Source organism: Streptomyces sp. NPDC001100, assembly GCF_053598575.1.
This window is the reverse complement of sequence record NZ_JBSFKO010000004.1, coordinates 1-24,776: the sequence shown is the minus strand read 5'-3', so window position 1 is coordinate 24,776 and position 24,776 is coordinate 1. Positions and strand designations below refer to the sequence as shown.

The window sequence follows — 24,776 nt, the reverse complement described above, 5'->3', positions numbered from 1 at the left end:
GCTGATCGCATGGAGGGCACGCCCCTCGTCGATTCCACTGCCTCCCCAAAGGAACCCGCATGCCCGAGTTAACCCGCCGTGCCTTCGGTGGCCTCGTCGGTGGTGGTGCCGTCACCGCCGTCGCCGGTACGGCCGCCAGCGCCGAGGCCGCCGAACAGGCCCCTGCGGAACGCCTGTTCAAGGCCCGCCCCGCCGCCTCCGGGAGACGTCCCAACCTCCTCGTCATCCTCGGCGACGACCTGGGCTGGGCCGACCTCTCCTCCTACGGCGCCCCGCACATCAAGACACCGAACCTGGACGGGCTGGCCCGGCAGGGGGTGCGGTTCACCGACGCGTACTCGGGCTCGGCGACCTGCTCCCCGACCCGGTTCAGCCTCTACACCGGACGCTATCCCGGCCGTACACCGGGCGGCCTGGCCGAGCCGATCAACAACCGGTCGCAGGGACTCGACCCCAGCCACCCCACCCTCGCCTCCCTGCTGAAGAAGGTGGGCTACTCCACCGCCATGATCGGCAAGTGGCACTGCGGCTGGCTGCCCGAGTACAGCCCCACGAAGTCGGGCTGGGACGAGTTCTTCGGCAACCACGGCGGTGTCCTGGAGTACTTCTCCAAGCTCGGTCAGCTCGGCGACTACGACCTCTACGAGGGTGACGCCACCTACCAGGACCTGCGCTACTACACCCAGGTGCTGACCGAGCGGGCGGTGGAGTACGTCGGCCGCGGGCACGCCAAGCCGTGGCTGCTGAACCTCAACTTCACCACCCCGCACTGGCCCTGGCTCGCCGAGGGCGACGCGGAGACCGGCGCCGAGATCGCCGCGAAGATCCGGGCGGCCACCAGCCGGCTGGAGATCAGCGACGCCCTCAACCAGTGGGACGGCGGCTCGGTCGCGAAGTACACGGAGATGGTGCAGAGCCTCGACGCGGCCGTCGGCGAGGTACTGGCCGCGCTGCGCCGGTCCGGGCAGGAGGAGCACACGCTGGTGTACTTCGCCAGCGACAACGGCGGTGAACGCTGGTCCTACCTCTGGCCGTTGAGCGGCGAGAAGTTCGTGCTCCAGGAGGGCGGCATCCGGGTGCCGACGATCGTGCGCTGGCCGCACCGGCTCGACGGCGACCAGGTCAGCCACGAGCCGAACTTCTCCCCCGACTGGACCGCGACCTTCCTGGAGCTGGCCGGCGCCCGCCCCGACCCGGCGTATCCGCTGGACGGCACCAGCCTCGCGGGCTATCTGCTGAAGGGCGAGGAGCTGCCCGAACGGGACCTGTTCTGGCGGGTGGAGGCCAACCGGGCGCTGCGGCGCGGCGGTTGGAAGTACTACCAGGACGAGGACGGCGACGACCACCTCTTCGACCTCGCCGCCGATCTGCGCGAGCAGGCCGACCTCGCCCCCGACGAACCGGAGTTGCTCGCCGAGCTGAAGGCGGCCTGGGAGCACATCGCCTCCGGCCTCCTCCCCTACCCGGACTGACCGAGAAGGCCCCGGCCTAGCCGAGGATCCCCCGGTCGTACGCCGTCGCCACCGCCGCCGCGCGGTCCTTGACGCCCAACTTGCCGTACAGGTGGGTGAGATGGGTCTTGACGGTCGCCTCGCTGATGAAGAGTTCGCGGGCGATCTCGCGGTTGGAGGTGCCCTTGGCGACGAGTGCCAGTACTTCGCGTTCGCGGGCGGAGAGCGGTTCGCTGCCGGGGGTCTGCGGGCCGCGCACGGCGGAGACCAGCCGGGAGGCGACGGCGGGCGAGAGGACCGTACGGCCCTCCGCCGCCGCGCGGACGGCGGTGAACAGCTCGTCGCGGGGCGCGTCCTTCAACAGATAGCCGGTCGCGCCCGCCTCGATCGCGGGCAGGGTGTCGGAGTCGGTGTCGTACGTCGTCAGCACGAGCACCTTCGCGCGGGCCGCGCGGCGGGTCAGCTCCCGGATGGCGTCGACTCCGCCGCCGGCCGGCATCCGCAGGTCCATCAGGATCACGTCCGGGTCGAGAGCGGCGGCCCGCTCCACGGCCTCGACGCCGTTCGCCGCCTCGCCCAGGACACGGAATCCGGGCGCGGACTCGAACATGCCGCGCAGACCGTCCCGTACGACGGGATGGTCGTCCACGATCAGCAGGGAGATCAGCGACTCGTCACTCATGGCGGACCAACGGTACGCGAGCCGACAGGGCGGTGCCGTGACCGGGCTCGGACTCGACCGCGAGCGTGCCCGCGATGCGCTCGGCGCGGGCCCGCATGCCGTCGAGGCCGAACCCTCCGGTGCGGGTGCGTTCGGGCAGGGCGAGCGGGTCGAAACCCTGTCCGTCGTCGCGGATGTCGAGGATGACGTCCTCGCCGAGGAAGGAGAGGGTGACGCCGACACGGGTGGCCCGGGCGTGCCGGGCCGCGTTCGACAGGGCCTCCTGGGCGATGCGCAGCAGGGTCGCGGAGACCTCGTCGTGGAGCTGTTCGGTGATGCCGGTGACGGTGAACTCGGCGCGTACACCGGTGCGTTCGCCCCATTCGGCGACCGTGTTCTTCAGCGCCTCGGGCAGCCCGTCGTTCTCCAGCGCGATCGGCGCGAGGTTCTGCACGGAGCGCCGGGCCTCACCGAGACTGTGCCGGGCGAGGGTGGAAGCGCGGTCGAGGTGCGTACGGGCGGTCGTCAAGTCGGGTGCGTTCGCGACGACTTGGAGCTGGGCGATGATGCCGGTCAGGCCCTGGGCGATCGTGTCGTGGATCTCGGCGGCCAGCCGGCGGCGTTCGTCGGCGACCCCGGCTTCCCTTGCCTGGACGAGGAGTTGGGCGTGCAGGGCGGCGTTCTCGTCGAGGGCCTGCTGGAGGGCGGTGTTGGTGCGTTCGAGTTCGGTGATGGTCTCGGTGCGCTCACGGGCGCGCCGTGCCTCCTGGTCGGTCATGTGGGCGATCGCCATCTGGAGGACGGAGTTGGCGAGCACGAGCGCCGCGAAGAGGATCCACTGGAGCCCGCTCCCGAGCGGCAGCCCGCCGGCCTGCGCTCCGGCCACGGTGACCGCGCTCGCGAACAGCCCGATCCGCTGCCCGAGCGTGCCGGGGATCAGTTCGTCGGCGTCCATGAAACCGGAGGCCGCGTAGAACGCGAAGAACGGGTCGATCCAGGTGAGGGCGAAGGCGATGGCCCAGCGGACGACGTAGTACGCCGTCCCCGTCCGCGAGGGGGTCCGGCCGCGCCCGGGACGGCGGACCCGGACCGCGTGCCACCACAGCTGGAGGACGAGCGCGAAACCGGCCAGGGCCCAGCCGGCCCACCACTGGGCGGCGCTGTGGTCGAACAGACCGGAGGAGGCGACCGCGAGGACGACACTGATGCCGAGCAGCCCGTACGGCCCCCATGTGTGCAGCTGCTCCCAGCGCCGGTCGATCTGGCGGTCCCTGGTGGTCATCTCCCCAGTCTGCACGGCCGCCTCCCCTACTCCCAGCGGAACCAGCGGGAGGCACCCGCCGTCAGCAGGACGGTCCAGGCCACCAGGACGCCCAGGTGTGTCCAGCCCGGCCAGTGCCCGGCCGCCGCCCGGTTCAGGGCCTCGGCGGCGGCGCCGAACGGGGTGTAGCCGACGATCCGGGCCATGACGTCCGGCATGGAGTTCACCGGGATCCACACACCCGCGCAGAACATCATCGGGAAGAACACCGCCGACCCGATGGCGCCCGCGATCTTCGTCGTCCGCGACAGCGCGGACACCACCGCGCCCAGCGCGAGCGCGGCGAGGATCGCGAGGAGCAGGGCGAGGAGGTAGCCGAAGGCCTGCTCGGGAAGCCGTACGTCGAAGGCGAGGCGGCCGACGATCAGCGCGAGCAGGGCGGAGGCGAGGGCCGCCGCGCCGTAGACCACCATCTGGGCGGAGAGCAGGGCGGAGGGGCGGACCGGGGTGGCGGACATGCGGCGCAGGATGCCGCGTTCGCGGTAGCCGGTGAGGGTCTGCGGCATCGACTGGAGCGCGCCGACGATCATGCCGAGCAGGACGGTGACCGGAACGTACACGTCGATCGTGCGCAGGCCGCCCAGGTCCGCCTGGTGGTGGCGGAAGCCCGGGATGGAACCCAGGATCACCAGCAGCAGGGTGGGGAAGGCCAGGATCCAGAAGAGGGCGCCGGGTTCGCGGCGGAAGAGGCGCAACTCGGTGCGCAGGACTGCGGTGTTCATCGGGCGACCTCCGTCAGGTCCAGGAAGGCGTCGTCCAACGTGGCGTCGGAGACCCGGAGTTGGTGGGCGGTGATGTGGCCGCGGGCGAGCAGGGTGATGACGGCGTTGACGGTCTCGTCGGTGCCGGAGAGCGTGATCCGGCCGTCCTTGCGGGCCACGGAGGTGAGCGCGGGCAGCGCGTTCAGGTCGCCGTCGTCGAGCGGCGCGGAGGGCGTGAAGCTGATGACGGTGGAGCCCGCCGAGCGGCGGATCAGCCCGTCCGGTGTGTCCAGGGCGGCCACCCTGCCCTTGTCGATCACGGCGATCCGGTCGCAGAGGCGCTGCGCCTCCTCCATGAAGTGGGTGACGAGGAGGACGGTGACCCCGCTCGCCCGGACGTCCTCGATGAGCTGCCAGGTGTCGCGCCTGGCGCGCGGGTCGAGCCCGGTGGTGAGTTCGTCGAGCACGACGACCCGGGGGTTGCCGATCAGCGCGAGCGCGATGAACAGGCGCTGCTTCTGGCCGCCGGAGAGCTTCGCGAACCGGGTGGTCAACTTGGCGGTCAGGCCCAGGCGTTCGGCCAGCGGCCGCCAGTCGGCGGGGTGCGGAAAGAGGGCCGCGTACAGCTCCAGGGCCTCGCGGACGGTGAGCTTGGCCTGGAGTTCGCTCTCCTGGAGCTGGGCGCCGAGGACGCGGGCGACCTGCTCGTGGTCGGCGACGGGGTCGAGGCCGGTGACGCGGACCCGGCCCGCGTCCGGGACGCGCAGTCCTTCGACGCACTCGACGGTGGTGGTCTTGCCGGCGCCGTTCGGGCCGAGGATCCCGAAGATCTCGCCCTCCTCGACGGCGAACGAGACACCGTCGACGACGGCCCGGCCGCCGTAGGACTTGCGCAGTGCGGTGACTTCGATGACAGGTGTGGCTGACATGCTCCGAGGGTCCCGCCGGGGCCGGGTCTGCCACATCGCCCATCGCGCTCGACCGCGCATCAACCGATCGGTTGATGCGCCGCTACGACCCCTCGGACCCGCAGGTCGTAGGACCAGCGGCCGATGCGGGTCCGGCCAAAACTCGGTGGGCACTGTCAGTGGCGGTCCGTAGGCTCGCCCGTGATGTCGACAACGCATGCACCCGCCAAGGACCGATCCGCCGCCCGTACGCTCGCGCGGCTGTGGCCGTACGTCCGCCCCGTGCGGGTACGGCTGTTCGCCGCGGCCGGGGTGGCCGTCGTCGCGTCCTGTACGGGGCTGGTGTTCCCGCTCGTCCTGAAGTGGATGGTGGACGGCCCGGTCGCCGACCGGGACACGGCGGGGGTGTGGCTCGGGGCGCTGTATCTGCTGCTGCTCGGCATCGCGGAGGCGGGTCTGTTCGGCCTGCGGCGCTGGCTGGTGGCCCGGCCGTTGTCACGCGTCGAGGCGGAGATGCGCGCGGACCTGTACCGGCATCTGCAACGGCTCCCGGTGGCCTTCCACGACAGATGGCCCTCCGGCCAGCTCCTCTCCCGGGGCACCACCGACCTCATGCTGCTGCGCATGTTCCTGGCCTTCCCCCTCACGTTCCTGCTGGTCAACGCCGTGACGATCCTGGTGGGCGTGATCATCATGCTGCTCCAGGACTGGACGCTGGGACTGGTGATCCTGGGGCCCGCCGTGCCGGTGATCGTCACCTGTGTGATCTTCGAGCGGCGGTACGCGCATGTGGCACGCCTCGCACAGGACCAGGTCGGCGACCTGACCACGGTCGTCGAGGAGAGCGTCCTCGGCATCCGCATCATCAAGGGCTTCGGCCGCCACCGCAGCCAGGCCCGGGCGTTCCGTGAACTGTCGCGGAGGCTGCGTGGCACCGAACTCCGCAAGGCCCGCCTCCTGGCCACGATCTGGGGCGTCATCGTGACCCTCCCCGAACTGGCCCTCGGCGCGACCCTGGTCCTGGGCACGGTGCAGGTGGCGGACGGCAACCTGTCGGCGGGCACGCTGGTGGCCTTCCTCTCCACGGCACTGGCCCTGCGCTGGCCGGTCGAGTCGATCGGCTTCCTCCTGGCCATGAGCCAGGAGGCGGCAACGGCGACGGAGCGATTCTTCGAGGTAATGGACGAAACGCCGGAAGCGGAGACCCACCAAAGGGGCGCGGGGCTGTATCAATCTGCGGCTCCGCCGCGGGGCGCGCCCAGCCCCCACGGCGGCGCGCCCAACAACGACGGCATCCGCTTCTCCTCAGTCTCCTTCCGCTACCCGGACGCCCCGCCCGATTCCCCACCAACCCTCGACCGCATCGACCTGCACATCAGACCCGGCGAATCCATGGCCCTCGTCGGCGCCACCGGCACAGGCAAAACGACCCTCACCGCCCTCGTCCCCCGCCTCCACGAGGTGACGTCGGGCCACATCACACTGGACGGCGAGGACATCACGGCGATGCCCCGCGAGGAACTGCGCGCCCTCGTCGCCGTGGCCTTCGAGGAACCCACCCTGTTCTCGACCAGCGTCGGCGAAAACGTCCTCATGGGCGCCGAAGAGGGCGCGGGACAACCGGAGTTGGACCGCGCACTGGCGGTCGCCCAGGCAGACTTCGCCCACGCGCTCCCCCAGGGCACGGACACCCGCGTCGGCGAACAGGGCCTGAGCCTCTCCGGCGGCCAGCGCCAACGCCTCGCGCTGGCAAGGGCGGTGGTGGGCAAGCCCCGCTTCCTCGTCCTGGACGACCCGCTCTCCGCACTGGACGTCCACACCGAGGCCGCCGTAGAAGCCGCGCTGCGCGACGTCCTCGCGGACACAACGGCGTTGATCGTGGCCCACCGCCCGTCCACGGTCCTGCTCGCCGATCGGGTGGCCCTGCTGTCGGACGGCCGTATCACGGCGGTGGGCACCCACCAGGAACTCCTGCTCACGAACGCGGAGTACGCGCATCTGATGTCGGGCGTCCAGTCGGCCACCCCGGAGCAGGAGGACGAACGATGACCGCCCCCACCACATCGGCGCCCACCACCGACGACACCCCCGACCCCCCGCACCAGCCCGCCACGGGCGACCCCTTCGACCACGACGTCCTGCCCACTCCCCCGGGCGCGACCACCGCCCTGCTGCGCTCCCTGCTCGCCCCCATGAAGGCCCGCGTCACCGTCACCACCCTCCTCCTGCTGCTTCAGCAGGCGGCCGTGCAGGTGGGCCCGCTGCTGGTGGCGTACGCCATCGACCGGGCGGTACCGGCCTTCCGCGATCACGACCACGGGCCGCTGATCGCCGTGGCCGTCGGCTATCCGCTCTGCGCGCTGCTCTCCGGCGGGCTGCAGTACGCGTTCATCGGCGCCTCCGCCCGCGTCAACCAGGACGTGCTGCTCGATCTGCGCGGCCGGATCTTCCGGCACGCGCAGGCGCTCAGCATCGACTTCCACGAGCGCTACACCTCCGGCCGGCTCATCTCCCGTTCCACCACGGACGTCGAGGCGCTGCGCGAACTGCTCAGCGAGGGCCTCCAGGAGCTGATCACGGTCATCCTGTCCTTCGTCTACATCTCGGCGATGCTGCTCTGGCTGGACCTGGGGCTCGGCGCGGTCGCGGTGGCGTCCTTCGTGCCGCTGTATCTGCTGGTGCGGGTCTACCAGCGGCGCGCGGTGCGGGTGTACGCGGTGCGGTCCACGGCGATCGCGCGGGTGATCGTGAAGTTCGTGGAGACGATGAACGGCATCCGCCCGGTACGCGCGTTCCGCCGTGAGGCCGTGAACGACGCCGACTTCGGGATCCTCAACCAGCGGCACCAACGGTCCAACGGCGACGCCCTGTTGGAGATGGCGCGCTATGTCACCGGCTCCCGCCTGGTCGCCAACACGGCGGTCGCGGTGATCGTGCTGTGGGGCGCGAACCGGGTCGCGGACGGCTCGCTGGAACTGGGTGTCCTGGCCGCCGCCGTGCTGTATCTACGACGGCTGTACGACCCGATCGACCGGCTCGGCATGTTCCTCAACTCCTACCAGTCGGCCGCCGCGTCCCTGGAGAAGATCGCGGGCCTGCTGGCCCAGACCCCGTCCGTTCCCGAGCCGTCAACTCCGATGCAGCTCGCCGAACTTGAGTCGGCGCAGCCCGGCCGCGAGGTGGTCTTCGACGGGGTCCGCTTCGCCTACCGCACCGGCGGCGAGGTGCTGCCCTTCTTCGACCTCACGCTCCCCGCCGGTCAGACGGTCGCCGTGGTCGGCTCCACCGGCGCCGGCAAGTCCACCCTGGCCAAGCTGCTGGCCCGCTTCTACGACCCCTCGGACGGGCGGGTGCTGCTCGACGGCGTCGACCTGCGCGAGCTGTCCGGGCCCGAACTGCGGCGCGGGGTGGTGATGGTGACGCAGGAGGCGTTCCTGTTCTCCGGCACGGTCGCCGAGAACATCGCGATCGGCCGTCCGGACGCGCCGCGTGAGGAGATCGAGCGGGCCGCGAAGGCGATCGGCGCGCACGACTTCATCAGCGCGCTGCCCGACGGCTACGACACGGACGTACGCAAACGGGGTGGCCGTATCTCGGCCGGCCAGCGTCAACTCGTGGCATTCGCACGGGCGTTGCTCGCCGACCCGGCGGTGCTGATCCTGGACGAGGCGACCAGTTCGCTGGACGTCCCGGGCGAACAGGCCGTGCAGCGGGCCATGTCGACGGTCCTGCGGGGCCGTACGGCGGTGGTGATCGCGCACCGGCTGTCCACCGTCGAGATCGCCGACCGGGTGCTGGTCATGGAGCACGGCCGGATCGTGGAGGACGGCAGTCCGGGCGAACTCATCGCGGGGACAGGCCGGTTCTCGGATCTGCACCGGGCCTGGCGGGACAGTCTGGCGTGAGGGCTACGGGTCCAGGTTTCTCGTTTCGATGGACAGTCCACTCGGGAGACAGACACATGACACGTGCTTCCTGCCCGGTCTTGAACCGGCGCGACAGTTTCACACAGAGGTCGTCGCGCCCGTCCTGAACACGGCGTCGGACAAGGTGCCCTGCTGGGCCGCGAGCTGCCGCGGACGCCGTCCTGCGTGAATTATTCGATGGGCAACCGCGCTCACGCTCGGTAATCTTCGAGGTCTCCAACCACACCAGGATCGCTCATGGCTGCCCGCGTTCAGCGGCCTGGGCAAGGAGGCACATGATCGACGCGTACGAGGATCCCGGGACACCCGACTGTCGGGGCGGCTGGCATTTCCTGTGGTGGCTGGTGATGCGGCAGCGGTGGCGGGCGCTGTCCGGGGCGCTGTTGTCGAGCGTCTGGATGGTGCTGATGGCGGCGGCGCCGTATCTGATGGCGCGGGCCGTCGACGACGGTCTGGTGCCGGGGCATCTGGGCACGCTGGCCTGGTGGACCGGGGCGCTGTTCGTGGTCGGGGCGGTCAACTCGTGGCTGAGCATCATGCGGCACCGCACCATGACCCGGGTGCGCATGGACGCCAACTTCCGCACGGTGAAGCTGATCGTGGGCCAGGCGGTCCGGCTGGGTGCGGTGCTGTCGCGCCGGGCGCGGGCGGGCGAGGTCATCACGATCGGCGTCGGCGACGTGTGGACGATCGCCCAGTCCCTGACGGTCGTCGGACCCGGCTTCGGCGCGCTGGTCGTCTACGGCGTGGTGGCCGGGGTGCTGCTGTCGATCTCGGCGCCGCTGGCCGCCGTGGTCCTGCTGGGTGTGCCGGTGATCGCGCTGCTCGCGGGGCCGCTGACCCGTCGGCTGCAGGGCGTGGAGACGGAGTACCGGGAGCGGCAGAGCGTGCTCACCGCGCGTATCGCCGATCTCTCGGGCGGTCTGCGTGTTCTCAACGGGCTGGGTGGCAAAGGGCTGTTCGCGGACGCGTTCCGGCGTGACTCGCAGCGGCTGCGGAGGCAGGGCTACCGGGTGGGCGCGGTGGCCAGCTGGGTGCAGGCGATCGGGGTCGGACTGCCGACCCTGTTCCTCGCCGTGGTGACCTGGCTCGCGGCCCGGCTGGCGGCCCAAGGGCAGCTCAGCGTGGGCGAGTTGGTCGCCGTGTACGGCTATGTCGCGGTGCTGGTGGGCCCGGTGGCCTTCTTCGTACAGATGGTCTACGAGCTGAGCCGGGGCGTGGTGGCCGCGCGCCGGGTCGTACGGCTGCTGGCGCTCCAGCCGGAGGCGGACACGGGCACGTCGGCCGCGCCCGCCGAACCGGCCGCCCTGCACGACCCCGACTCCGGTGTGCGGGTGCTGCCCGGGCGGCTGACCGCGCTGGTGGGTGCGCGGCCCGGGGAGACACTGGCCGTGGTCGACCGGCTCGGCCGGTACGGGCCGTCCCGGGTCACCTGGGGCGGGGTCGCGCTCGACGCGATTCCGCTGGACCAGGTCAGGTCCCGGATCCTGGTCGCGGACAACGAGGCCGACCTGTTCGCCGGACCGCTGCGGGAGGTGCTGGCCGGGCGCCGGGAGCGGTCGGCGGAGGCGGTGGCGGAGGCCGTGTTCGCGGGTGCCGCCGACGACATCGTGCAGGGGCTGCCGGAGGGTCTGGACTCGCTCGTGGCCGCGCAGGGCCGCAGTCTCTCCGGCGGGCAGCGCCAACGGGTGCGGCTGGTGCGGGCGTTGCTCGCCGAGCCCGAGGTGCTGCTCGCGGTGGAACCGACCTCGGCCCTGGACGCCCACACCGAGGCGGCGGTCGCCCGGCGGCTGCGCGAGGCGCGCTCGGGCCGTACGACGGTGGTGACCACGACGTCCCCGCTGGTCCTGGACCAGGCGGACACCGTGCTCTACCTGGTCGACGGCAAGGTCGCGGCCGACGGCGACCATCGCCGGCTGCTGGCACAGGAGCCGGGCTACCGCGCGCTGGTGGCCCGGGACGCGGATGCGGACGCGGAGGAGGTCGTACGGTGACGGCGGACAAGGGTCAACTCCCCATCGCCGAACGGGCCGAGGTGCGGCGGGCCGCGGTCCGGCTGATCCGGGCGGACCGGCGGGCGTTCGCCGTCGTACTGGTGGTGAACGCGCTGGCCGCCGCGGCCGGGCTGGCCGGGCCCTGGCTGCTCGGGCGGATCGTGGACGAGGTGCGGGCCGGCGCCGGGGTGGGGGTCGTGGACCGGCTGGCCCTGGTCATCGTGGTGTGCTCGCTGGCCCAGTTGCTGCTGGCGCGCTGGGCACGGTACGTGGGGTACCGGTTCGGGGAGCGCACGCTGGCCCGGGTCCGGGAGGACTTCGTGGACCGGGCGCTGGCGCTGCCCGCGTCGGTGGTGGAGCGGGCCGGGACGGGCGATCTGACGGCGCGCGGCACCTCCGACGTGGCGACCGTGGGCACGACCCTGCGGGACGTCGCGCCCGAACTGCTGGTCTGCTCCGTGCAGGCGCTGTTCGTGATGGGCGCGGTGTTCGCCCTCGATCCCCTGCTCGGTCTGTTCGGGGTGATCGGTCTGACGCCGATCTGGTTCGCGCTGCGCTGGTATCTGCGCCGGGCCCGGGACGGCTATCTCGCGGAGGGCGCGGCGATGTCGGAGGTCGCCGAGATCCTCACGGCGACCGCGTCGGGGGCGCGCACGGTGGAGGCGTTCCGGCTCCAGGAGCGGCGGGTCACGGCGAGCCGGGACACGCTGGAGACCACCAAGCGGGCGAGGCTGTACACGCTGTTCCTGCGGTCCGTGTTCTTCCCCGCGGTCGAGGTGTCGTACACGATTCCGGTGGCGGGCGTGCTGCTGGTCGGCGGGTGGCTGCACGGGCGCGGGACGGTGGGCGTGGGCGCGGTGGTGGCGGCGGCGCTGTATCTGCGGCAGTTCACCGAGCCCCTGGACCAGATCCTGATGCGGGTCGAGCAACTGCAGAGCAGCGGCGCCTCGTTCGCCCGGGTGGAGGGGCTGGCCCGGGCGCCGCGGGCGGAGGGCGACGGGGACGCGCCGGCTCCGGCTGACGACCGGATCGATGTGACCGGGGTGCGGTACGCCTACGAGCGCGGCGGCGAGGTGCTGCACGGCGTGGACCTGTCGGTACGGCCGGGCGAACGGCTGGCGGTCGTCGGCCCGTCGGGTGCCGGCAAGACCACGCTGAGCCGGCTGCTGGCGGGCGTCGACGCGCCGACCGAGGGCACGGTGACCGTGGGCGGGGTACCGGTCTCCGGACTCTCACCGGAGACGCTGCGCCGCCAGGTCGTGCTGGTCACCCAGGAACACCACGTCTTCCTGGGCACGGTCCGCGAGAACCTCCTGATCGCCGAACCGGCCGCCACGGACGAGGAGTTGTGGTCGGCGCTGGCGGCGGTCGGCGCCGAGGAATGGGTACGGGAACTGCCCGAGGGCCTCAACACCCCACTGGGCGCGGACGGTCGGGCCACGGACGGCTCGCAGGCCCAGCAACTCGCCCTGGCCCGCGTGGTGTTGGCCGACCCGCACACCCTGATCCTGGACGAGGCTACGGCCCTCCTGGACCCGGCCACCGCCCGCCACACCGAGCGCGCGCTGGCCGCCGTCCTGGAGGGCCGCACCGTCATCGCCATCGCCCACCGCCTCCACACCGCCCACGACGCGGACCGGGTGGCCGTCATGGAGAACGGCCTGCTGACCGAACTCGGCCCGCACGAGGAACTGGTGACGGCGGAGGGGGCGTACGCGGCGCTGTGGCACTCGTGGCACGGGGACGGGCGGGCGTCGGGTGGCTGACGCCGGACGGGCCGAAAGACAGACCCCGCCCGGCAGTTGACGGCTCACACCGCGTCCGGCCCCCGCTCCCGCGTCCGGATCCGTACCACCTCCTCCACCGGAGTCACCCACACCGTGCCGCCCCCCGTGCCGCGGGCGCCCGCGGCACGGATGACCCGGACGAGATCGGTCGCGTCGAAGTCGAGGGTGAGGATGTCGAGCCGGAGCCGCGGGGCGAGGGTCACCCGGTACTCACTGCCCCGGTAGACCTCCACCCGGACCGTCCGGGGTTCGTAGGCCCGTACCTCGGTCACGGTCACTCCCCGCACCCCGAACGACTGGAGAGCCTTCATGACGTCCGGGACGCGGTGGGGCGGGAGGACCGCGGTGACGAGCTTCACGGGTCCTCAACTCCGGCCATGTCAACCGGAGTCCGGTTCTTTGGTCTTCTCCTTGGTCGGCGCCGGCGCTGGTGCCGACGCCACCGCCACCGGTTCCGACGCGGACGCCACCGCCGACTCCGTCGGGTACGCCTCCTCGTCGTGGACCGCGATGTCGCCGCTCTCCAACACCTCGTCGGGCGCCCGGAGTTTCACGAACAGGCCGATCCCCTTGAGGATGAGGAAGGTCATCACGGCGTCGTAGAGGATGACCGTCCCGGCCGAACCCGCCTGCTTCCAGAGCTGGTCGAGGTTGCCGTAGAGCCAGCCGCTGGTGGAGAACGCCGTGGAGCCGTCCTTGTTGAGGTACACGGCGACCGCCGGGTCGGCGAAGATGCCGACGAGCATGCCGCCGGCGAGGCCCGCGATGCCGTGGGTGTAGACGACGCCGAGTGCGTCGTCGACCTTGTTGAACGGCGGGACCTTGGACAGGTAGTTCCAGGCCAGCCAGACGATCGAGGACGCGATGATGCCGATGTAGATCGCGCCGATCCCGCTGACGAAGCCGGCCGCCGGGGTGATCGCCACCAGGCCGACGATCATGCCGTTGATGCCGCCGAGGAAGGTCGGCTTGCGCTGCGGGCCGACGAACATGTCCCAGAACACCCACACCAGCAGGGCAACCGCCGTACAGAGGTTGGTGTTGAGGACCGCGACCGCCGCGTTGTGGCCGCCGAAGTACATGTCGCCGCCGTTGAAGCCGTTCCAGCCGAGCCAGAGGATGCCCGCGCCGACGGCCACCATGGGGAGGTTGTTGGGCACGCCGTGGGCGCGGTCGCGGGCCAGGCGGGGGCCGATCACCGCCGCCGCCACGAAGCCCGAGGTGCCCGCGGCGAGGTGGATGACGTAGCCGCCGGAGTAGTCGAGCGCGCCCTTGGCCGCCCACCAGCCGCCACCCCACAGCAGGAAGGCGTTGACCGTGTAGACCAGGGTCGACCAGATCGGGACGAAGAGCAGCCACGCGCGGATGTTCATCCGGCCGATCACGCTGCCCATGAAGAGCAGCGGGGTGATCGCCGCGAACGCGAAGTGGAAGTAGGCGAGCGTGGACTGCGGGAAGTGGAAGCTCGGCATCAGGTCGTTGCCGTTGACGAGCGGTATCCACGCCTGTTGCTGTTCGCTCGCCGAGCCGACGATGGTGCCGGGCCGGCCGACGAACGCGCCGAGGATGCCGGGCCAACTGGAGTTCAGGGGTTCACCGAACCCCATCTTGAACTCCCAGAGGACCCAGCCGACCAGGACCAGCGAGAAGCCGGTGAAGGCCATGAACATGGTGTTCACGACCCACTTGCGCTGGACCAGGCCGCCGTAGAGGATCGCGATGCCGGGGATGCTCATCAGTCCGACGAGTGTCGCCGCGACGAGCTGCCAGGCGTTGTCGCCCGCGTCCAGCCAGTTGGGATAGGGAATCACTGCAACCGTCAACTCCCCTCGTGGGAGCGGCGGTCCGGCAGGACCGCCGGTTGCACGGCAGGATCGTGCCGGATCTTTTTCGGGTTGGTTCCGGGGGCATGTCGGCCGGGAAAACTTCTGTTCACGGTCAAGGAAGCGTCAAGTGGCGCTCCGCATAGCGGACACGAACGCCCGGACAACGAACGAATTCCGGCCAAGTTCCTGACGCGCTCCTGACAGAAAGCGCGAGCTGGTGCCACTCTTCCCACTGGCGCTTCACAGCAACCCCACAGCTTCACTCCTGTGATCCCTGTGATCTCCCCTGGTCGCGCGATCCGCGACCGTCCTGAAGGAGTCAGTGTTGAGAAGCAATTCCTCGCGCAGACGCACCTCCCACATAGTCGCCGTCGCCGGCGTCACCGCTCTGCTCGCCGCGGCCGTCCAGGCGGGCGCGACCTCCTCCGCCGCACCGGCCAAACCCCTTGCCGGCAAGGGGAATCCGGCGCACACGGCGCTCTCGCTCTCCGCTTCGCAGCGCGCCGAGCTGCTCCGCGACGCCCAGTCGGCGCGGACCGCGACCGCCAAGGACATCGGCCTGGGCGCCAAGGAGACGCTCATCGCCCGTGACGTCGTCAAGGACGCGGACGGCACGGTCCACACCCGCTACGAGCGCACCTACGCCGGACTCCCCGTCCTCGGCGGCGACCTGGTCGTCGACACCGCCAAGTCGGGCGCGACCGAGCGTGTCATCAAGGCGACCAACGCCACCATCAAGGTCGCCGACCTCACTCCGAGCGTCGCCACCGCGACGGCGGAGAAGCAGGCCGTCTCCCGGGCCAAGGCCCTCGGCTCCACCAAGTCGGCCGCCGACTCCGCCCGCAAGGTGATCTGGGCGGCGAGCGGCAAGCCGGTCCTCGCCTACGAGACGGTCGTCGGCGGTCTCCAGGACGACGGCACCCCGAACGAGCTGCACGTCATCACCGACGCGGCCACCGGCAAGAAGCTCTACGAGTACCAGGGCATCGAGAACGCCACCGGTACGGGCAACACCCAGTACAGCGGCACCGTTTCGCTGACCACGACCCAGTCGGGCACGTCGTACAACCTCACCGACGGCGACCGCGGCGGCCACAAGACGTACAACCTCAACCACGGCACCTCCGGCACCGGCACCCTGTTCTCCCAGACCAGCAACACCTGGGGCAACGGCACCACGTCGAACGCGGCGACGGCCGGCGCCGACGCGCACTACGGCGCGGCGGAGACCTGGGACTTCTACAAGAACACGTTCGGCCGCAGCGGCATCAAGAACAACGGTGTCGGCGCCTACTCCCGTGTCCACTACGGGAATTCGTACGTCAACGCGTTCTGGGACGACAGCTGCTTCTGCATGACGTACGGCGACGGCTCGGGCAACGCGGACCCGCTGACGGCGCTGGACGTGGCAGGGCACGAGATGAGCCACGGCGTCACCTCCAACACCGCCGGACTCAACTACTCCGGTGAATCGGGCGGGTTGAACGAGGCGACCTCCGACATCTTCGGCACCGGCGTCGAGTTCTACGCCAACAACTCGACCGACGTGGGCGACTACCTCATCGGCGAGAAGATCGACATCAACGGCGACGGCACGCCGCTGCGTTACATGGACAAGCCCAGCAAGGACGGCGGCTCCGCGGACAGTTGGTACTCCGGCGTCGGCAACCTCGACGTCCACTACTCCTCGGGCGTCGCCAACCACTTCTTCTACCTGCTGAGCGAGGGCAGCGGCGCCAAGGTCATCAACGGCGTCAGCTACAACTCGCCCACCGCGGACGGGCTTCCGGTCACCGGCATCGGCCGGGACAAGGCGCTGCAGATCTGGTACCGCGCGCTCACCACGAAGTTCACGTCCACCACCAACTACGCGGCGGCCCGCACCGGGACCCTCGCGGCGGCGGGTGAGCTGTACGGCACGACGGGCGCCGAGTACAAGGCGGTGCAGGACGCGTGGGCGGCCGTCGCGGTCGGTGCGCGCTCCGGTGGCGGCGGCGGTGGCGGTACGTCGTTCGAGAACACGGCCGACGTATCGATTCCGGACAACGGGGCGGCCGTCACGTCGTCCGTCACGGTGTCCGGGCGCACGGGCAACGCGCCCTCGAACCTCGCGGTCACCGTCGACATCGTGCACACCTGGCGCGGTGACCTGGTGATCGACCTGGTGGCCCCGGACGGGTCGACGTACCGGCTGAAGAACTCCAGCTCGTCCGACTCGGCGGACAACGTGCAGGCGACCTACACGGTCGACGCGTCCTCCGAAGTCGCCAACGGCGTCTGGAAGTTGAAGGTCCAGGACGTGGCTGCACAGGACACCGGCTACATCAACAGCTGGAAGCTTACGTTCCCGTAAAAACCAGCCGTCCAGTTCAGGCCGCACAAACAAGGCGCCGTCCCGGGGTTTCAACTCCGGGGCGGCGCCCTGTTGTGGACGTTTACATTGCCGCAACGTTCACCGGACAGTCGATTTTCAGCCAACATCACTTCGGGGTCCTGACATGTACGCGCCCCTGATGCCAGTCTTCCCTCACGCCGCTTCAGCACAGCAATTTCACAACCGCTCCGGTCAGTAACCCCACGCTGCCGGACTCCCCCACAGAGGAGCTCGCGTGACCCCCCTCTACGCGCGTCACAAGCGCACCACTCTGGCCATCGCCACCGCGGTGGCCGCAGGCGCCCTGCTCGCCACCGGTGTCACCACCGGTGCCTCCGCCCAGCCCGCCACGGGCAAGGCGGCCCCCCTCGCCGCCGCCCCGCAGCTGCTCTCCAACGCCGCGCGCACCGCGCTGGTCAAGGAGAAGCAGGCCGACGCGGCCGAGACGGCCACGCAGATAGGCCTCGGCACCAAGGAGAAGCTGGTCGTCAAGGACGTCGTCAAGGACGTCGACGGCACGGTGCACACCCGCTACGAGCGCACCTACGCGGGCCTCCCGGTCCTCGGCGGCGACCTGGTCGTCCACACCTCGCCGGCCGGCAAGACCGAGGGTGTCACCAAGGCGCACTCGGCGGCCATCAAGGTCGCCACCGTCACACCGAAGATCACGGTCGCCAAGGCCGAGAAGCAGGCGCTGACCGCCGCCAAGGCCGCCGGTTCGGACAAGACCGCCGCCGACGGTGCCCGCAAGGTCATCTGGGCCGGCGGCGCCACCCCCGTCCTCGCCTACGAGACGATCGTCGGCGGCCTCCAGGACGACGGCACCCCCAACCAGCTGCACGTCATCACCGACGCGGCCACCGGCAAGAAGCTCTTCGAGTACCAGGGCATCGAGAACGCCACCGGCACCGGCAAGACGCTGTACTCGGGCACGGTCAGCCTCACCACCACGCTGTCGGGCACGACGTACTCGCTGACCGACGCCTCGCGCGGCAGCCACAAGACGTACAACCTGAAGCACGGGACGTCCGGCACCGGCACCCTGTTCACCAACACCACCAACACGTGGGGCACCGGCACCGCATCCAGCTCCACCACCGACGTGACCGCCGCCGCGGACGCCGCCTACGGCGCCCAGGAGACGTGGGACTTCTACAAGGACACGTTCGGCCGCAGCGGCATCAAGAACAACGGTGTCGGTGCCTACTCGCGCGTGCACTACGGCAGTTCGTACGTCAACGCGTTCTGGGACGACAGCTGCTTCTGCATGACCTACGGCGACGGCTCGGGCAACACCCACCCGCTGACCTCGCTGGACGTGGCCGGCCACGAGATGAGCCACGGCGTCACCGCCAACACCGCCGGCCTCAACTACAGCGGTGAGTCCGGCGGCCTGAACGAGGCGACCTCCGACATCTTCGGCACGGGCGTCGAGTTCTACGCCAACAACTCCTCCGACCCCGGTGACTACCTCATCGGCGAGAAGATCGACATCAACGGCGACGGCAGCCCGCTGCGCTACATGGACCAGCCCAGCAAGGACGGCGGCTCCGCCAACTACTGGTCCTCCTCGGTCGGCAACCTCGACGTGCACTACTCGTCGGGCGTCGCGAACCACTTCTTCTACCTCCTCTCGGAGGGCAGCGGTTCGAAGACCATCAACGGGGTGACCTACAACTCCCCGACGTACAACGGCGCCACGCTCGCCGGCATCGGCCGCGCCAAGGCGCTGCAGATCTGGTACAAGGCGCTGACGACGTACTTCACGTCGACCACCAACTACAAGTCGGCCCGCACCGGCACCCTGAGCGCGGCTGCCGCGCTCTACGGCACCGGCTCCGCCGAGTACGCGGCGGTCGCGGCGACCTGGACGGCCGTCAACGTCACCTGACGACAGCCGAGTTGACAGGTAAGCGGTAAGGGCGGTACCCGGAGCGAAGGCATCTCCGGGTACCGCCCTACTCTTGGGTCCCATGTCCTTCACGTACGACGACGTCGGCGCGACCCGCGAACGCGGCTTCTGCCCCCCGGGCTTCCACCCCCTGTTTGTGCGCACGCGGATCGGCGAGGGCGAGAAGGTCTTCCGCCGGGCGTCCGACGCGCTCCTCACCTGGGAGCTGCACCGCGAGACGGGCGTCGGCGTCGAGACGAGCGCCGACAAGGCCGCCCCCGGCGTGGACGTGACGGTCACCCTCGCGGGCCTGATCAGGAGCCCCTGCCGCATAGTCTGGACGGTGGAAGAACACCGCAGGTCCGGCTGGGCCTACGGCACCCTCCCCGGCCACCCCGAATGCGGCGAGGAGGCCTTCGTGGTCGACCGCACGGGCGACGGCACGGTCTGGCTGACGGTCTCGGCCTTCAGCCGCGCCGCGAAGTGGTACACACGGCTGGGCGGCCCGGCGACACGGGGTTTGCAGCACGCCTACGCGAGGCGGATGGGCAGCACGCTGCGGCAGATGTGCGCGCCGTACTCGGAGGTGTGAGCAAGGGGGCACCCGCGCCCCGAAGGGGCGCGGGGAACTGCGCGACCAGCCACGACGTACCCGCAGCCGAAGCACTACCTCATCAGTACTCCGGCTCCTTCCACTCCGTCCTCAGAAGGCACCGCCACCAGCCCCAACTCCGCACTGGACGCCAGTAGTCGGTGCGCAGGCAGAATCCGGACCGTATATCCATAGGGCCCGGTTCGATCAAGGGAAAGCGGCCCCTCGAACAACCAGTGCCCCTCCGCATCCGGACCGCCGACCGGCTTGAGCGGCACAGCCACCCCGTCCCCGATCCGGTCCTCCGGGTCCACCCGGCCGGAGACCGCCTGTACTTCGACATCGTCCGGGGCCAGGCCGCCCAGGCCCACCCGCACCCGCAGATTCAGCGTCGTACCGAGTTCCGCCGTGGCCGTAGCCGCAGACGTCTCCACGTGGTCGACGGTCACCCCGTGCCACGCGCCCCGCACCCGCCCCTTCCACGCGGCGAGTTCACGCGCCGCGTCCGGGGTCATGGCGCGGTGCGCGTGCGCGGCCGGGGCGTACAGCCGCTCCACGTACTCGCGGACCATCCGCCCGGCCAGCACCTTCGGACCGAGCAACGTCAGTGTCTGGCGCACCATTTCGATCCAGCGGTCGGGCAGACCGTCCTGACCCCGCTCGTAGAAACGCGGGGTCACGCGCTGCTCCAGGAGGTCGTAGAGCGCGGCGGCCTCCACGTCGTCGCGGTGGTCGGGATCCGTGCCGGTGCCGTCCGCCGTGGGGATGGCCCAGCCGAAGTCGGGCTGGAACCACTCGTCCCACCAGCCGTCCAGGACCGAGAGGTTGAGGCAGCCGTTGAGCGCGGCCTTCATCCCGCTCGTGCCGCAGGCCTCCAGCGGGCGGAGCGGGTTGTTGAGCCAGATGTCGCAGCCGGGGTAGAGCTTCTGCGCCATCGCCATGCCGTAGTCGGGGAGGAAGACGATGCGGTGGCGGACGCGCGGGTCGTCCGCGAACTTCACCAGCTCCTGGACGAGCCGCTTGCCGCCGTCGTCCGCCGGGTGCGCCTTGCCCGCCACCACGATCTGGATCGGGTGGTCCGGGTGCAGCAGGAGGTCCATCAGCCGGTCCCGGTCGCGCAGCATCAGCGTCAGGCGTTTGTACGACGGGACGCGGCGGGCGAAGCCGATGGTGAGGACGTCGGGGTCGAGCACGCCGTCGATCCAGCCCAACTCGGCCGACCCGGCGCCGCGTTGACGCCAGGAGGCGCGCAACCGCTCCCGTACCTCCACGACCAGCTGCTCGCGCAGATCGCGCCGTAGCTCCCAGATGTCCTGGTCCGGGATCTCCGCGACCGCGTCCCAGCGGTCCGAGCCACCGACCGACATCGCGTCCTCGGTGCGCTGGGCGCCGATCTGCCGGGCGCCGAGCCGGAACACCTCGGGGGCGACCCAGGTCGGCGCGTGCACGCCGTTGGTCACGGAGGTGATCGGCACCTCCTCCGGGTCGAAGCCCGGCCACAGGCCGGAGAACATCTCGCGGCTGACCTGGCCGTGCAACAGCGAGACGCCGTTGGCGCGTTGGCCCAGGCGCAGGCCCATCACGGCCATGTTGAACAGGTTGGGTTCGCCGCCCGGGTAGGTCTCCATGCCCAGGCGGAGGATGTTTCCGACGTCCATGCGCGGGAGTTCGGCGTCCGGCCCGAAGTGGGTGGCGACCAGCTCCCGGTCGAAGCGGTCGATTCCGGCCGGGACCGGGGTGTGCGTGGTGAAGACCGTGCCCGCCCGCACCGCTTCCAGGCCCGCGTCGAAGTCCAGCCCGGCGTCGCAGAGTTCGGCGATCCGCTCCAGGCCGAGGAAGCCCGCGTGGCCCTCGTTGGTGTGGAACACCTCGGGCTCGGGGTGACCGGTGAGGCGGCAGTACGTCCGTACCGCACGCACACCCCCTATGCCGAGCAACATCTCCTGGAGCAGCCGGTGTTCGCTGCCGCCGCCGTAGAGGACATCGGTCACCCCGCGGGCGCCGAGGTCGTTCTCCTCGACGTCGGAGTCGAGCATCAGCAGCGGCACCCGGCCGACCTGCGCCAGCCAGATCCGGGCGCGCAGCGAGCGGCCGCCGGGCAGGGCGATGGAGACCTGGGCCGGAGAGCCGTCGTCCTCCCGCACCAGTGCCACCGGGAGTTCGTTGGGGTCGAGGACCGGATAGGTCTCCTGCTGCCAGCCGTCCCGGGACAGCGACTGGCGGAAGTAGCCGTGCCGGTAGAGGAGTCCGACGCCGATCAGTGGTACGCCGAGATCGCTGGCCGACTTGAGATGGTCGCCGGCGAGGATGCCGAGGCCGCCGGAGTACTGGGGCAGGGCGGCCGTGACGCCGAACTCGGGTGAGAAGTAGGCGACGGCGGCGGGCAGTTCACCGGACTGGGCCTGGTACCAGCGGTCGCCGCCCACGTAGTCGGCGAGATCGCCGGCGACCTCGGTGAGCCGGCGCAGGAAACGGCTGTCCTCGGCCAGCTCCGCCAGCCGCTCGGCCGAGACGCTGCCGAGCAGTCGTACCGGATCGCCTTCCGAGGCGGTCCAGCGCTCGGGATCGACGGACTGGAAGAGATCGCGGGTTTCCGCGTGCCAGGACCAGCGCAGGTTGCGCGCGAGATCGCTGAGCGGCCGGAGGGGTTCGGGGAGAACGGGACGGACGGTGAATCGACGGATCGCCTTCACAGCTCCACCTTGCGCGTTCGCTGGATGACACACGGCTATGTGCGTCGTCGTCTCTGAAGACGGTACCGGGGACGGTGTGGACGTCGTCCTGAAACGGCGGACGCGCTGCATGCTGCCGACCTGTACCGCAGATGAACCGGCCTGGGCCGAAAAGGGCCCCTCATGCGCCCTTGTGGTGCTTCGCACCGCACGAGAGGCTGCCCAGTGGAGAGTTGAAGGAGGGGAACTCGACCATGGCACGGACGCGTACGCGGCGTCTGCGCCGGGCGGGGGGACTGACCGCGGTCGCCACAGCCGTGGTGTTTTCGGCCATCACCCTGCCCGCGCACGCCGCACCGGAGGGGACCATACTCGGCGCCGGCGCACCCGGCACCGTCAGCGGCAGTTACCTGGTGACGCTCAAGGGGGGAACGGAGGCTCCGTCGGCGGCCGGCAAGGGGCTCGCCGAGAAGTACGGGGCGAAAATAAGCCACACCTACGGCACGGCCCTGAACGGCTACGCCGTCGAGGCGAACGAGAGACAGGCGAGACTCCTCGCGGCGGACCCGCGGGTCGCCTCGGTCGCCCAGGACACCCGGGTGACCCTGGACCGGGTCGGCCGCACCGAGCGCAACCCGCCGTCCTGGGGCCTGGACCGCCTCGACCAGCCGAGCCTGCCGCTGGACAAGCGCTACACCTCGCCGGACTCCGGGGGCAGCGGGGTGACGGTGTACGTGATCGACACCGGCATCCGCGTCACCCACAAGGACTTCGGCGGCCGGGCGAGCTACGGCTGGGACTTCGTCGACGACGACACCACCGCCCAGGACGGCAACGGCCACGGCACCCATGTCGCGGGCACGATCGTCGGCAGCACATACGGCGTCGCCAAGAAGGCCAGGGTGGTCGCCGTCCGCGTCCTGGACAACGCGGGAGCCGGTACGACCTCGCAGGTGATCGCGGGGATCGACTGGGTCACCCGGCACGCACACAAACCGGCGGTGGCCAATCTCAGCCTCGGCGGCTACCACAACGCCCAGCTGGACGCCGCCGTACGCAACTCGATCGCCTCCGGAGTCACCTACACGGTGGCGGCGGGCAACGACGGGCTGTCGGCCGGCCTGTACTCGCCCGCCGACGTGAAGGAGGCGATCACGGCCGGCGCCACCGACCGCACCGACGCCAGGGCGGCCTTCTCGAACTTCGGCCCGGCCGTCGACCTGTTCGCCCCGGGCGTCTCGATCACCTCCGCGACAGACACGAGCGACACGGCGAAGGCGACCTTCTCCGGTACGTCGATGGCGTCGCCGCACGCGGCCGGCGCGGCGGCGGTCTATCTCGGCGCTCACCCGCGCGCCACACCCGCACAGGTGTCCAGGGCGCTCGTCGCGGGGGCGGTTTCCGGCAAGGTGTCCGGTGAAGGACTCGGTTCGCCGGACAAACTCCTGCAAGTACCGCGGTCGTAGTGCGGGAGTGACGGCTCCGGCCCCGTTCGCCCAGGACGGGGCCGGATCTTTCGTGGAGATCTGCGCGTAAGTAGTTAGCAACCTGCCGGATTGCTAACCCGAATAGGGTGGGAAGGCTCCACCGGTACACCCCCAGACGCAGCACGGGATCTCCTTCGCAGGACCCACCTCCCCACATCCATCCGCCCACACCCACGTTGACGCGGACAGGAGCGGTCATGCCCGCCACGCACCACTCGTCACCACCCCCGACATCCGGCACGGCCACGCCCCCCGTGCGCCCCGCCGGCACGGCACCACCCGCCCCGGAGCCACCCTCCGCGGTCGGCACGTCCCCCGGCATCGGACGCATCCCCGTCCTCGATGTCCGGCCGGTCGTCCAGCACGGCCACCGGGCCGCCAAAGCGGTCACCGGTGAGACGTTCGAGGTCTCGGCCACCGTCTTCCGCGAGGGCCACGACGCGGTCGCCGCCAACGTCGTCCTGTACGACCCGGACGGCCGCCCCGGCCCCTGGACCCCGATGCGGGAGCTCGCCCCGGGCACCGACCGCTGGGGCGCCACCGTCACGCCCGACGCACCGGGCCACTGGTCGTACGTCGTGGAGGCCTGGAGCGATCCGGTCTCCACCTGGCGCCACCACGCGGGGATCAAGATCCCGGCCGGGATGGACACGGACCTGGTCCTGGAGGAGGGCGCGCGGCTGTACGAGCGCGCCATCGCCGGTGTGCCGAAGGGCAAGGGCCTGCGGCCCGTCCTGCGCACCGCGGTCACCGCCCTCCGCGACGAGACCCGCCCGGCCGCGGCCCGGCTCGCCGCCGCGCTGACACCGGAGGTGGACGAGGTCCTCGCCCGGTATCCGCTGCGGGAACTGGTCACGGTCTCCGAGCCGCGCGCGTTGCTGGTGGAGCGGGAGCGGGCGTTGTACGGCGCCTGGTACGAGTTCTTCCCGCGCTCCGAGGGCACGGCGGCCGAGCCGCACGGCACGTTCCGTACGGCGGCGAAACGGCTCGCGGGTATCGCCGCTATGGGCTTCGACGTCGTCTACCTCCCGCCGATCCACCCGATCGGGACGACCTTCCGCAAGGGTCCGAACAACACGCTGTCCGCCGGGCCCGAGGACGTCGGTGTCCCGTGGGCGATCGGCTCCCCGGAGGGCGGGCACGACGCGATCCACCCCCGGCTCGGGACGCTGGAGGACTTCGACG

17 protein-coding genes are annotated in these 24,776 nt (G+C 70.8%); 10 read left to right on the top strand and 7 right to left on the bottom strand.

Going from position 1 to position 24,776, the window contains the following annotated elements:
- Positions 1-59 precede the first annotated feature (59 nt).
- Positions 60-1,472: a sulfatase family protein gene (locus tag ACWDEW_RS06510; protein ID WP_450510212.1), complete on the top strand. Its 1,413-nt coding sequence runs from the start codon at positions 60-62 to the stop codon at positions 1,470-1,472.
- A gap of 16 nt (positions 1,473-1,488) precedes the next feature.
- Here the strand turns inward: ACWDEW_RS06510 and ACWDEW_RS06505 are convergent, their stop codons facing one another.
- From ACWDEW_RS06505 to ACWDEW_RS06490, 4 genes are read right to left on the bottom strand one after another with little or no spacing between them, the layout of a single operon-like run.
- Entirely contained in the window at positions 1,489-2,133 is a 645-nt protein-coding gene (locus ACWDEW_RS06505; RefSeq protein ID WP_450510210.1) for a response regulator, read from the bottom strand.
- Entirely contained in the window at positions 2,126-3,394 is a 1,269-nt protein-coding gene (locus ACWDEW_RS06500) for a sensor histidine kinase (protein ID WP_450510208.1), read from the bottom strand. Before ACWDEW_RS06500 ends, ACWDEW_RS06505 begins: the two co-directional genes overlap by 8 nt.
- Before the next feature lie 26 nt (positions 3,395-3,420).
- Positions 3,421-4,155: an ABC transporter permease gene (locus ACWDEW_RS06495; protein ID WP_450510206.1), complete on the bottom strand. Its 735-nt coding sequence runs from the start codon at positions 4,153-4,155 to the stop codon at positions 3,421-3,423.
- On the bottom strand, positions 4,152-5,063 hold the full coding sequence (locus ACWDEW_RS06490; RefSeq protein ID WP_450510204.1) for an ABC transporter ATP-binding protein: 912 nt from the start codon (positions 5,061-5,063) through the stop codon (positions 4,152-4,154). The genes ACWDEW_RS06495 and ACWDEW_RS06490 overlap by 4 nt, the downstream gene beginning before the upstream one ends.
- Before the next feature lie 183 nt (positions 5,064-5,246).
- Here ACWDEW_RS06490 and ACWDEW_RS06485 point away from each other — a divergent pair, with 183 nt between their 5' ends.
- The 4 genes from ACWDEW_RS06485 to ACWDEW_RS06470 all read left to right on the top strand — a co-directional run bounded on the left by ACWDEW_RS06485 (position 5,247) and on the right by ACWDEW_RS06470 (position 12,728).
- Entirely contained in the window at positions 5,247-7,091 is a 1,845-nt protein-coding gene (locus ACWDEW_RS06485) for an ABC transporter ATP-binding protein (RefSeq protein WP_450510202.1), read from the top strand.
- The gene (locus ACWDEW_RS06480) at positions 7,088-8,947 is read left to right on the top strand and encodes an ABC transporter ATP-binding protein (protein WP_450510200.1); all 1,860 of its coding nucleotides are present in this window, start codon (positions 7,088-7,090) and stop codon (positions 8,945-8,947) included. Before ACWDEW_RS06485 ends, ACWDEW_RS06480 begins: the two co-directional genes overlap by 4 nt.
- 296 nt (positions 8,948-9,243) lie before the next feature.
- A complete protein-coding gene (locus ACWDEW_RS06475; RefSeq protein ID WP_450510198.1) occupies positions 9,244-10,962 on the top strand; it encodes an ABC transporter ATP-binding protein in 1,719 nt (572 codons plus the stop codon).
- Positions 10,959-12,728: an ABC transporter ATP-binding protein gene (locus tag ACWDEW_RS06470; protein ID WP_450510196.1), complete on the top strand. Its 1,770-nt coding sequence runs from the start codon at positions 10,959-10,961 to the stop codon at positions 12,726-12,728. Before ACWDEW_RS06475 ends, ACWDEW_RS06470 begins: the two co-directional genes overlap by 4 nt.
- Before the next feature lie 44 nt (positions 12,729-12,772).
- Here ACWDEW_RS06470 and ACWDEW_RS06465 read toward each other — a convergent pair whose 3' ends face one another.
- Positions 12,773-13,108, bottom strand: coding sequence for a P-II family nitrogen regulator (locus ACWDEW_RS06465; protein WP_450510194.1), 336 nt, complete (start codon positions 13,106-13,108; stop codon positions 12,773-12,775).
- A gap of 21 nt (positions 13,109-13,129) precedes the next feature.
- Positions 13,130-14,560: an ammonium transporter gene (locus ACWDEW_RS06460; protein WP_450510192.1), complete on the bottom strand. Its 1,431-nt coding sequence runs from the start codon at positions 14,558-14,560 to the stop codon at positions 13,130-13,132.
- A 340-nt stretch (positions 14,561-14,900) separates the two neighbouring features.
- Between ACWDEW_RS06460 and ACWDEW_RS06455 the strand changes: the two genes are divergently transcribed.
- The 3 genes from ACWDEW_RS06455 to ACWDEW_RS06445 all read left to right on the top strand — a co-directional run bounded on the left by ACWDEW_RS06455 (position 14,901) and on the right by ACWDEW_RS06445 (position 19,432).
- A complete protein-coding gene (locus ACWDEW_RS06455; RefSeq protein WP_450510190.1) occupies positions 14,901-16,928 on the top strand; it encodes a M4 family metallopeptidase in 2,028 nt (675 codons plus the stop codon).
- 256 nt (positions 16,929-17,184) lie between these two features.
- Positions 17,185-18,840, top strand: a complete 1,656-nt coding sequence (locus ACWDEW_RS06450; RefSeq protein WP_450510188.1) for a M4 family metallopeptidase — start codon at positions 17,185-17,187, stop codon at positions 18,838-18,840.
- 82 nt (positions 18,841-18,922) lie between these two features.
- On the top strand, positions 18,923-19,432 hold the full coding sequence (locus ACWDEW_RS06445) for a DUF1990 family protein (protein ID WP_450510186.1): 510 nt from the start codon (positions 18,923-18,925) through the stop codon (positions 19,430-19,432).
- A gap of 74 nt (positions 19,433-19,506) precedes the next feature.
- Here ACWDEW_RS06445 and ACWDEW_RS06440 read toward each other — a convergent pair whose 3' ends face one another.
- Positions 19,507-22,125, bottom strand: a complete 2,619-nt coding sequence (locus ACWDEW_RS06440) for a glycosyltransferase family 1 protein (protein WP_450510184.1) — start codon at positions 22,123-22,125, stop codon at positions 19,507-19,509.
- 233 nt (positions 22,126-22,358) lie between these two features.
- Here ACWDEW_RS06440 and ACWDEW_RS06435 point away from each other — a divergent pair, with 233 nt between their 5' ends.
- Both ACWDEW_RS06435 and ACWDEW_RS06430 read left to right on the top strand, forming a co-directional pair.
- Entirely contained in the window at positions 22,359-23,570 is a 1,212-nt protein-coding gene (locus ACWDEW_RS06435) for a S8 family peptidase (RefSeq protein WP_450510182.1), read from the top strand.
- Between the two features lie 218 nt (positions 23,571-23,788).
- Positions 23,789-24,776 (top strand): maltotransferase domain-containing protein (locus tag ACWDEW_RS06430; RefSeq protein WP_450510180.1); only part of this gene is annotated, 988 nt, incomplete at its 3' end.